The 10605-nt window shown below is 68.1% G+C and carries 10 protein-coding genes; 5 read left to right on the forward strand and 5 right to left on the reverse strand.

The genetic code is table 11. The annotated features are described in order from the left end of the window. Positions 1-399: 399 nt before the first annotated feature. The 4 genes from RTM68_RS07960 to RTM68_RS07975 all read left to right on the forward strand — a co-directional run bounded on the left by RTM68_RS07960 (position 400) and on the right by RTM68_RS07975 (position 4089). Entirely contained in the window at positions 400-1092 is a 693-nt protein-coding gene (locus tag RTM68_RS07960) for an NTP transferase domain-containing protein (protein ID WP_201470241.1), read from the forward strand. Between the two features lie 79 nt (positions 1093-1171). Next, on the forward strand, positions 1172-2173 hold the full coding sequence (locus RTM68_RS07965) for a hypothetical protein (RefSeq protein WP_312169871.1): 1002 nt from the start codon (positions 1172-1174) through the stop codon (positions 2171-2173). A gap of 90 nt (positions 2174-2263) precedes the next feature. Then, on the forward strand, positions 2264-3853 hold the full coding sequence (locus RTM68_RS07970; protein ID WP_396654207.1) for an acyl-CoA carboxylase subunit beta: 1590 nt from the start codon (positions 2264-2266) through the stop codon (positions 3851-3853). Then, positions 3850-4089, forward strand: a complete 240-nt coding sequence (locus RTM68_RS07975) for an acyl-CoA carboxylase subunit epsilon (RefSeq protein ID WP_312169874.1) — start codon at positions 3850-3852, stop codon at positions 4087-4089. Before RTM68_RS07970 ends, RTM68_RS07975 begins: the two co-directional genes overlap by 4 nt. Positions 4090-4273: 184 nt before the next feature. On the opposite strand, the gene RTM68_RS07980 is transcribed toward RTM68_RS07975, so the two are convergent. From RTM68_RS07980 to RTM68_RS08000, 5 genes are all read right to left on the reverse strand, one after another. Continuing rightward, a complete protein-coding gene (locus tag RTM68_RS07980; protein ID WP_312169876.1) occupies positions 4274-5491 on the reverse strand; it encodes an ROK family transcriptional regulator in 1218 nt (405 codons plus the stop codon). A 327-nt stretch (positions 5492-5818) separates the two neighbouring features. Then, positions 5819-6823, reverse strand: a complete 1005-nt coding sequence (locus RTM68_RS07985; protein ID WP_312169877.1) for a hypothetical protein — start codon at positions 6821-6823, stop codon at positions 5819-5821. Beyond that, positions 6820-8055 carry an ATP-binding protein gene (locus tag RTM68_RS07990; RefSeq protein WP_312169878.1) on the reverse strand — a complete coding sequence of 412 codons (1236 nt, stop codon included), beginning with the start codon at positions 8053-8055 and terminating at the stop codon, positions 6820-6822. The genes RTM68_RS07985 and RTM68_RS07990 overlap by 4 nt, the downstream gene beginning before the upstream one ends. Continuing rightward, on the reverse strand, positions 8045-8707 hold the full coding sequence (locus RTM68_RS07995) for a response regulator transcription factor (RefSeq protein ID WP_194763515.1): 663 nt from the start codon (positions 8705-8707) through the stop codon (positions 8045-8047). The genes RTM68_RS07990 and RTM68_RS07995 overlap by 11 nt, the downstream gene beginning before the upstream one ends. Before the next feature lie 45 nt (positions 8708-8752). After that, positions 8753-9982, reverse strand: coding sequence for a TRAM domain-containing protein (locus RTM68_RS08000; RefSeq protein WP_312169880.1), 1230 nt, complete (start codon positions 9980-9982; stop codon positions 8753-8755). 23 nt (positions 9983-10005) lie between these two features. Here RTM68_RS08000 and RTM68_RS08005 point away from each other — a divergent pair. Then, the coding region (locus RTM68_RS08005) for a Maf family nucleotide pyrophosphatase (protein ID WP_312169901.1) at positions 10006-10605 on the forward strand (600 nt) is incomplete at its 3' end.

The following is a 10605-nucleotide window of genomic DNA, read 5'->3' on the forward strand; positions in this document are numbered from 1 at the left end:
GCGGCGGCATCCTCAGCGGCCGCACGCGGGGATGTGCGAGGAGTCGTCTTCTTCTTCACCGGCGCCTTCCGGGCCGTCGTCTTCTTGGTGGGCGTCGACGCGGAGTCGGCCACCTCGTCGGGGCGGTCTTCGGGGGAGGCAGTCACCGTCCTACGGTATCAACGGGGGCCGACTTTCTTCGGCTCTCCGAAACAATTGGCCGTAGGTCGAAAGGGATCTCGGCATATCAGTTAGAACGGCTAGACGAATCTGAGCGTTGGGTGTGTACTGGGTCACGAAACGGCAACGGGGCCGTCTGCGCCCGGATGTTCCCAGGCTCTGTCGCTAGCATGACTCTCGGCACGACGAAGTGTCTGATCGGTGAACCGATCGTGAACACAACTTCCTTTAGGAGCACTCGTGACTCTTCAGACCGTCATCCTCGCCGCAGGTATGGGCTCGCGCCTGGGCCGTGCGCTGCCGAAGCCGCTGACCGAACTGAGCGACGGACGCACCATCATGCGCCAGCAGCACGACAACATCCGAGCGGCCTTCGGATCGGACGCGCGCATCACCGCCGTCGTCGGCTACCGCGCCGAGACCATCATCGAGGCCTTCCCCTCTGTCAACTACGTGCACAACGAGCGCTACGACGAGACCAACACCTCCAAGAGCCTCCTCCGCGCATTGGGCGCGACGGGCAAGGGCGGCGTGCTCTGGATGAACGGCGACGTCGTCTTCGACCCGATGATCCTCGGCCGTGCCGCAGCGTACATCGAGCGCGACCAGTCGTTCGTCACGGTCAACACCTCCAAGGTCAGCGACGAAGAGGTCAAGTACACCGTCACAGCCGAGGGCTTCATCAAGGAGCTGTCGAAGACCGTCAAGGGCGGTCTCGGCGAGGCTGTCGGAATCAACTACATCTCCTCCGCGAACAAGAAGGCGTTCATGCGCCAGCTGCAGCGCGTCGAGGATCAGGACTACTTCGAGCGCGGCCTCGAGCTCGCCATCGCCGAAGACGGTCTCCTTCTCGAGCCGATGGACGTCTCCGACCTCTACGCGGTCGAGGTCGACTTCGCCGAGGACCTCGAGCGCGCGAACCTGTTCGTCTGATCGCACTCACGAAAGCCCGGCCCCGTCAAGGGTGCCGGGCTTTCGGCGTTTTCGCGGCCTGTGTTCCTAGGATCGATCCATGGCCCCCAAGGTGCATAAGATCCATTCCCTTCCCGACGACTCCCCGTGGGACAGGGGCGTGCCGCCGGTGGGCTCCACGGAGCATCCGCTCATGGTGCGAGGCCTCGATCGTGTACTGGCGATCCAACGCCCGCTCGTACTCGCACACATCCGCAGCATCCGTCTGCGACACCCCCAGGCCTCTCCCGCGGAGATCATCAAGATCCTCGAACGGCGCTACCTCGCCGCGGTGACGACGGGCGGAGCCGCGGTCGGCGCCACAGCCGTCGTGCCGGGTATCGGCACCGGCATCACCCTCGCGCTGTCCGGCGTCGAGACCGTCGGCTTCGTCGAGTCGACAGCGCTGTTCGCCCAGTCGGTGGCTGAAGTGCACGGCATCGCGGTGGCCAACCCCGATCGGGCCCGGGCGCTGGTGATGACGCTGATGCTCGGCAAGGAGGGCGTCGCCCTGGTCGGACAGCTGGCCGGTCAGGCGACCGGCCGCGGTGGATCGCGATCGTCGTACTGGGGCGAGATGGTGACGAAGTCGCTCCCCCGAGCTGCGGTGGGCCCCCTCGTCGACCAGCTCAAGAGCATGTTCGTGAAGCAGTTCGCCGCGAAGGGCGGCGCGTCGTTCATCGGCAAGGCACTGCCGTTCGGGGTGGGAGCAGCCGTCGGTGGCGCCGGCAACCACATCCTCGGCAGACGCGTGCTCACCACCTCACACCACGCCTTCGGGACTGCTCCCATCGATCTGCCCCTCGAGTTGGAGCCGGTGGACGGCTCCGAGAAGCTCGAGTTGCGGATGCTGCACGGCGCGCAGTACGTGGGCGGCGCGGTCGCCGGTGCAGCGGGGACGGCCGCGCGCGGCGTCGGCTGGGCGGGACGGAGGATCGCGTCCGTCGGTCGCGGGCGCAAGAAGGACGCCCCCGAGCTCGAACCGGGTGGCCACGCCTTCGCGCCCGACGCCGGCTCTCCGTCACCGGATGCGGAGACCGGCGAGTCCACACCGACGAGGTGAGCCGAGCACTCGACACCCACCAAAGGATTCCGCGCCCCGTTGTGGCGAGCATCCAACGGCGGGGGCCGAGCCGACGATAGGGTGGAATCCGTGACGGAACAGCCCGAACTCTCGACCACCGCCGGCAGAATCGCAGACCTCCGCGCTCGATACAACGAAGCCGTTGTCGACGCCGAGAAGATCGCGAAGGACAAGCAGCACGCCAAGGGCAAGATGACCGCCCGCGAGCGCATCGAGCTGCTCGTCGATCCCGGCAGCTTCGTCGAGTTCGACGAGTACGTGCGCCACCGCACCACCGCCTTCGGCATGGACCGCAATCGCCCCTACGGCGACTCCGTGGTCACGGGGGTCGGCACCATCAACGGGCGCACCGTCGCGGTCTACTCTCAGGACTTCACGACCTTCGGCGGCTCGCTCGGTGAGGTGTCGGGCGACAAGATCATCAAGATCATGGAGTTCGCCCTCACCAACGGGATGCCGATCATCGGCATCCTCGACTCGGGTGGAGCCCGCATCCAGGAGGGCGTGCTGGCACTCAGCAAGTACGGCGAGATCTTCCGTCTGAACACCCGTTCCTCGGGCGTGATCCCGCAGATCTCGATCATCATGGGCCCGGCCGCCGGCGGTGCCGTGTACGGCCCCGCGCTCACCGACTTCGTCATCATGGTCGACAAGACCAGCCAGATGTTCGTCACTGGCCCCGACGTCATCAAGACGGTCACCGGCGAGGACGTCGGCATGGAAGAGCTCGGTGGCGCGCTCACGCACAACACCCGATCGGGTGTCGCGCACTACCTCGCTCAGGACGAGGACGACGCACTCGACTACGCGCGCACTCTCCTCAGCTTCCTGCCCGACAACAACATGGCAGAGATCCCGGGCTATGAGAGCGGCTTCGAGTGGGAGACCACCGACGCCGACCGATCGCTCAACACGATCATCCCCGACTCCCCAAACCAGCCGTACGACATCCACACGGTGATCGAGCACGTCGTCGACGCCGGCGACTTCATCGAGGTCCAGCCACTGTTCGCTCCGAACATCGTGATCGGATTCGGACGCGTCGAGGGTCGCTCGGTCGGCATCATCGCGAACCAGCCGTCGCAGATGGCAGGCACGCTCAACATCGAGGCCGGCGAGAAGGCCAGCCGGTTCGTGCGCTTCTGCGACGCCTTCTCGATCCCGATCGTGACTCTCGTCGATGTCCCCGGATATCTCCCCGGCACCGATCAGGAATGGACGGGCGTGATCCGTCGCGGGGCGAAGCTGATCTACGCGTACGCGGAAGCCACCGTTCCGATGGTGACCGTGATCCTGCGCAAGGCCTACGGCGGCGCGTACATCGTCATGGGCTCCAAGCAGCTCGGCGCCGACGTCAACCTCGCCTGGCCGACGGCCGAGATCGCGGTGATGGGCGGCCAGGGCGCGGTCAACATCCTGTACCGGAACGAGATCAAGAAGGCCGAGGAAGCGGGCGAGGACGTCGCGGCGGTGCGGACACGCCTCGCCAACGAGTACACGTACAGCGTCACGTCTCCGTTCCTCGCTGCCGAGCGCGGCGAGATCGACGGCATCATCGAGCCGGCGAACACCCGTGTATCGATCGCCAAGGCTCTGCGCGCTCTGCGCGGCAAGCGCGCAGAGCTTCCGCCCAAGAAGCACGGGAACATCCCGCTGTGACCGGGCAGCCCGACGCCGGTCCGTCCGACCGGAAGCCGACGACGATCGAGATCACCCGTGGCAGCGCGACGGATGAGGAACTCGCTGCCCTGATCGCCGTCGTCAGCGACGCCTACGCACAGGAGAGCGCGGAGGCCGTTGCCGACGAGCCTGTGGCGTCTGCCTGGACGCGCACGCAGCGATCTCTGCGGACTCCGCTGCGCCGAGACATCCCATGGGGCCGATTCTCCGGCTGAAGACAACCGAAGCGCGTGCAGAAATGCCTGCGGGACCTGAGAGCCCCCCAGCTCTCAGGTCCCGCAGGCATTCTTCGCCATGGATGCGAGAGAGACAGACTCGCATCACCCCAAAACGGCGCATCCGACTCAATAGTACATCGATTGGAATTACTATTCGGATCTCTACCGCGATATACCGGAACTACGGTCTGAGTGCCGTCGCGTCCCGCAGGTACAGATCGGATGCGCGCGGCGTGAGGATCTGATCCAGCACCACGCACGCAGCGCCGACCGCCCCCACGTCATCACCGACGATCGTGCCGGACACCGGGATCTCCCGCACATCACGAGTCGCGCTGCGCCGATGCAGTTCCCCTGGCAGCTCGCGAAGGTAGATCGCGGACACACGGTCCCAGAACGGTCCCCCCAGCACGACTCGATCGACGTCGAGCATGTTCGTGAGCACGGCGATCAGCACGGCGAGCGAACCGGCAGCGCGTTCGATCACAGCCACGGCCCGGGCGTCACCCGCCGCAGCACGCTCGCACAGCATCGTGAAGCGCTCCTCGACGGCATGCACACCATCGATCTGGCGGTCGTCGTCGAAGACCCCCGCCGCCTCGGCCTGCTCGACGATGGACTGAGGCGTGCACACGACCTCGACGCACCCACGAGACCCGCAGGCGCACGACGGACCGTCCGGATCCACCACGATGTGCCCGACCTCGCCGAAGTTGTGCGAGCTCCCGCGGATCGCGTCTCCCTCCCGAACGAGTGACGCGCCGACACCGGTGCCGAGGTACACGAACAGGAAGGATCCATCGGCTGCGCCGTTCCCCGTCCACACCTCTCCCACCGCGGCAGCAGTGGTGTCCTTCTCCACGACCACCGGAAGGCCCGTCGCTTCGGCCAGGACCGCACGAAGCGGCACGCGGTGCCACCCGTGGAGCTTCGGCGGATCGATGACCGTCCCCACAGCCGCGTCCAGCGGCCCCGGCGCTGCGACACCGATTCCGGCGACTCGTGAGCGATCGATCTCTGCGTCCGAGATGAGGTCGTCGATCGTTCCGGCCATGATGTCGACCACCGCTCGAGGATCCCTGTCTCCCGCCCGCACGACGCGTCGACGCACGACTGCGCCGGCGATGTCGAGCAGCACGACGGTGATGACGGCGGGGTCGAGATGCACGCCGACCGAGAAGCGACTCCCCGCGACCAGCCGAAGGGTGATGCGTGGCTTGCCCGGGCCGTTGATGGTGCGACCGGCCTCGGCGATCAGCCCGTCGTCCAGGAGCCGCCGCGTGATGTTCGTCACGGTCTGCGCCGACAGGCCCGTCGCCTCGACCAGTTCGATCCGGCTGAGTCCCTCGACCGACCGTCGGATGGCCTCGAGGATGACCGACTGGTTGAAGTCACCCATTCGGGGAAGGTTGGTTCCGCGGCGCATGCCCATGCCCCATCATCTCGCATCGCGGGGGCGATCTTGTCCCCCAAAATACCTACAGACAAACGTGTTGACCATGTCCGAGACTGATGGAGACGCTTCGCGTTCGGCTGGTCTCTCGGTCCCAGGGTAGACAGACGCAGATCGGCCACAGGCGGACGGTTTTCGGGTAACTGTTCCGCATGGCGAGGGGCTGGCGATATCGCCGCCCCTCGCCCATTCTGACTGACCTCGACTCCGGTCTCCTCCCCCGATCGGAGCCGAGGGCAGAGGGCATCTCCGCTGGGAGATGCAGAAGCCGCCTCAGGCGGTGCGGCGTGGGATCTCGTGCCAGACATCCACTGCATCGTCGTCGCTCGTGCCGCCGGATCGCGCCCGACCCACGACGGTGACGGCGGTCAGAGGATCACTCGCGGCCCGGATGATCCATCGCTCCGCCTCGGCGCTGCGCAGAACCGCGGCGAGCTCGTCACGGATCTCCTCCCGACGAGCATCCTCGACGTCGGAGAGCCCTCCCTCGTCGAACACCGTCACGACCGCACCCCGCCGTCGAGCATCCGCGATCGCGTCGCGCACAGCGTCGTTCAGCAGATCCGCGCCGCGGAGCTCATCGCGCAGTCGCCCTTCGGCCAGTCGGGCCTCCAGCCGCTCCTCGGCATCGAGTGCGCCGTGCGTCGCGACCGCGCGGCTGAGCACCGGGCCCGCCACCGCGAGCGCGAACTGAGTACGGATCCGGCGTTCCCGCTGACGCACCTGCTGCGTGGCGTGCCATGCGGAGACCGCCTGCTGGATTCCCGCCAGCCGTTCTGTATCGCGCACGGCGCGATCCCAGAACATCACGAGGAGGTGCGCGACGGCTGCCCACATGGCAGACCCGACGAGCCCGAGGGCCAGCGCATCGGTGACCCCGAGGAAGACCGATGATTCGGCGATCAGGATGACGACGATCGCCCATCCGATCACGAACCGCCTCCGGACGATGCAGACCACGCCGAGCACCCCGATGGCGCCGATGTACCAGGTCGCGAACGGCGCGCGCAGCGTCAGCGGGTCGAGCGAGAATGTCACGAGCGCCGGGATGACCGCCGCGGCGGCGAGTGCCACGACCGCCGCCCACATCGGCATCCGCACGACGATCGCGGAATCCCACAGGATCGCGATGTTCACGACCACGAGGTAGAGACCGATCGCCGCCACCATGAGCAGCGGACCCGTCGGCTGGTCGATCCACCAGATGCCACGAGCCGCGAAGTACATCGCGAAGCCGACGGCGAGTGATGTGGCGACACTGCGCACAGTCCTGTTCACGGGCGCACCCACCCCAGCGACACCACGGTCCCCGTCGCGCTCGAGTCGATCTCGGCCGTGCCGGCGACACCCGCCATGCGGGCGAGGATCGACGCGCGGATGCCGAGCCGGTCGGGTCCGATCGCAGCGAGGTCGAACCCCGGTCCCGAGTCGGAGATCGTCACGGTGATGCCCTCATCACCGCGTCCCTCCGCGACGATGTGCAGCCCGCGACCGTGCGCATGCGTGACTGCATTGCCGAGGGCCTGGCGCGCGGCGAGGACGAGTGCCCGCGCCACTCGGCCGGGAATGAGTCCGGGTCCGCCCCGCTCCTCGACGATCGCGTCGGCGCCGAGCTCGGACAGCGCGCGGCGCAGTTCGACGACGATCTGCGCCGCGGCGACGGGTTCGTCGCTGCCCTCCTGCGCGACGGCCGCCTCGGTGTTCGCGAGGCGTGTGAGAGCCTCACGCGCCATCCCGACGGCCAGATCGCGCGCCCGCTCGCCCTCCGCCCTCTCCGCGGCGATGAGCGCGGCCAGGACGCTGTCGTGCATCAGAGCCGACATGGCGACGCGCTCCTCCTCCGTCGCGGCCGCGGCAGCGGCAGCGGCGTACGAGGCGACCGCCTGCGCACGCGCTTCGTCGACGCCGGCCGCGACGGAGCGGAACATCCAGCCCAGGGAGATGATGACGATGCCGAGGATCAGCGTGAACGAGACGTCGAACGCTGTGGTGACCCAGAACTCCGGAGAGAAGTCACCCTCGACGAGCCGAACGTAGCCGTAGACGAACGGCAGGCCGACGGCCCAGGCGAACTGCAACCAGAGAGGGAAGGCGAGCATGGCCGCGACGACGCCGACGTTGACGAGGAAGAAGATCCACGGCTGCTCGGACGCCGCCCTGTCGCCCATGCCCATGATGGTCGGCCAGGCGCCGAGCGCCAGGACGTAGGCCACGGCGAAGATCCCGGAGGTGGTGCGGACGCCACGACCGATGACGCATGCCACGAGCATGGCTGCGAGCGGCACGTAGACCGCGAGCAGCATCGCGATGCGGGGCGATTCGTCCCATGACATCGCCGTGGCTGCCGCGATGAAAGCCTGGACGCCCAGGACGCCCGACCCGACCGCGACGACGGTCGCGAGGATGCGTTCCATCCGCTTGCCGGTGAAGCGCTCGAACTCGGTCTCCACGCTGCCCGGAGAAGGGATCTTGCTCCAGGCCTCGCGGATGCTGAGCGCGTCAGCCGGCACTCGGCGCCCCGTCTGCGGCGACGATGCCGTCCTCCATCGCCCGGCGCAGCAGATCGACCTTGGTCGGTGCGGGTCGCCCCACGTCGACGTACTTGACGCGGATGCGGGTGATGTTCTCCTTGGCGGTGGAGTAGGCGACTCCCAGTCGCTCTGCCACGGCTTTCAGCGGGAGTCCCGTCGCATAGAGGCGCAGCACCTCGCGCTCTCGGGTCGAGAGCTGCGCATCCGCGAAGTCACGGTCGCCGTCGACGGCGCTCGCCCACTCGACGTTGTTGAGGGCCTCACCCTGCGCGACCGTGCGGATCGCGTCGAGCACGTCGTCGAGGGCCGAGGACTTGCTCACGACTCCCGCCGCCCCGGCGGCGAGCGCCTCCCGCACCGCCGCAGGGCGATCGGCGACGCTGTGGATGACCACGCTCGCGCCGTCGGCCACGAGCGACGACACGTTCTCGGTCACCGTGGTGCCGTCGCCGAGGGTCAGGTCGAGGACGACGACGTCGGCCGACGCCGCAGACGTCGCGGCGCGCCAATCGAGGTAGGAGACGACCGTGCTGCCTGAGAACACGACGGACTGTTCACCGTCGCGAGCGCATGCCGCCTCGAGACCGAGGCGAACGGATTCGTGATCGTCGATCAGTGCGACCCTGCTCATCACTCCAGCCTAGTGATGCCCCGGGCGACGCTCGCCCACGGCGCGTCAGCGTGTGAGCAACGCGACGACCTCGAAGTGGTGGGAGTGCGGGAAGAGGTCGAAGCCGCGCAGGGTCTTCACGTTCCATCCGTGTGCGCGGAACGTGCCGAGGTCACGAGCGAGCGCGACAGGATCGCAGGCCACGTAGGCGATCGCCTCGGGAGCGAGTGCGTGCAGCGCGTCGACCACCGCGCGGCCGGCACCGGCCCGGGGCGGGTCGAGCACGACGGCACCGACGGATGCACCCGCTGATGCGCCCGCGAGGTAGCGATCGACGCGCGCGGTGACCGCAGTGACCTCGAGCGGTGCGAGGTTGCGGCGGGCATGCTCGGTCGCCCGCCGACTCGATTCGACGGTGACGATGTCGGTCCCGCCGAGATCGGCGAGGGAGGCGGCGAAGAGACCCACACCGCCGTAGAGGTCGAGATGCCTCTTGGCCGGGTCGACATGTCCGTCGAGAATGCCGTAGACCGCCCCGTCGAGAACGGAAGCAGCCCGCGAGTGCACCTGCCAGAATCCGCCGGCATCCACCTGGAAGCGACGATCCCCGACCTGCTCGTAGACGACCTCTGGCGCCGGACGGCGACCCTGACCACGCGCGGGACGCTCGTCGAGACGGTCACGACGGATCACGCGCACGGAACCGTCGCCCGGTTCGACGAGATCCACACTGCCGGGCTCGCCGGACGCGAGTGCGAGCGCCGCCTTCTCGATCGCGGGGCGGGCGAGCGGATGCGAGCCGACCGGGATCACCCGGTGACTGCGGGCGGCGTAGGGCCCCACGTTTCCCTCGCCGTCGACGTGGAGCGTGACCCTCGTGCGCCATCCGGTGCCGTCTCCGGATTCCACCGCCTCGATCTCGGGAGCCTCGAGCCCGGAGCCGGCGAAGCGGTCGAGTGCCTCCGTCAGCACCTCACGCTTCAGCACGCGCTGGTGCTCGAGATCGATGTGGCCGAGGTCTGCACCGCCCGGACGGTTCTCCGGCGCGCGCGAGACATCCGCTTCGGACCAGATATGCGGGCGTCGATGGGGAGAGGCCTCGAGGACCTCGACGGTCTCGGCTCGCCAGAAGCTCTTCGACTCCCCCGTCGAGTCCTCGCTCAGGCGAGCGCGCACGCGCTCCCCGGGGATCGCGTCCGAGACGAAGACGACCCGTCCCTCATGGCGGGCGATGAAGGTACCGCCGTGCGCGATGCCGGTGATGTCCAGATCGAGCAGGGCTGGGGAAGAAGTCATCCTTCGAGGATACGGTGGTGAACATGCGCGTCTGCCTCGCCTCCACCTCTCCCGCCCGATTGCTGCTTCTGCGACAGGCCGGGATCGAGCCGCTCACGCAGTCGCCTGACGTCGACGAGGATGCTGTGGCCGCAGCCGCCGCAGCCGAGCGGGGCTCCGACCTTCCGCCGGCCGAACTGGTGCTGTTGCTCGCCAGGGCGAAGGCGGCGGCGGTCGCCCACGAGCTCGCGACGATCGGAGAGTTCGACGGCATCGTGATCGGCGGCGACTCGATGTTCGAGATCGGCGGCCGGGTCTACGGCAAGCCGTACACGCCCGAGGAGGCGACCCGCCGTTGGCACGAGATGCGCGGCACCACCGGCATCCTCCATTCCGGCCACTCCGTCTTCCGGGTGTCCCCCGGTACCGCCCCCGTGGAGGCGACGGCGACCGCCGACGCATCCGTCACCTTCGCCGACGACATCACGGATGCCGAGATCGCGGCCTATGTCGCGTCCGGCGAACCCCTGCACGTGGCGGGCGCCTTCACCGTCGACAGCCTGGGCGGCGCGTTCATCACCCGCGTCGAAGGTGATCCGTCGACGGTCGTGGGGATGTCCCTGTCGACGGTGCGCCGGCTGGGC

The sequence above is a fragment of the Microbacterium sp. genome (assembly GCF_031988965.1).
Lineage (GTDB): Bacteria > Actinomycetota > Actinomycetes > Actinomycetales > Microbacteriaceae > Microbacterium.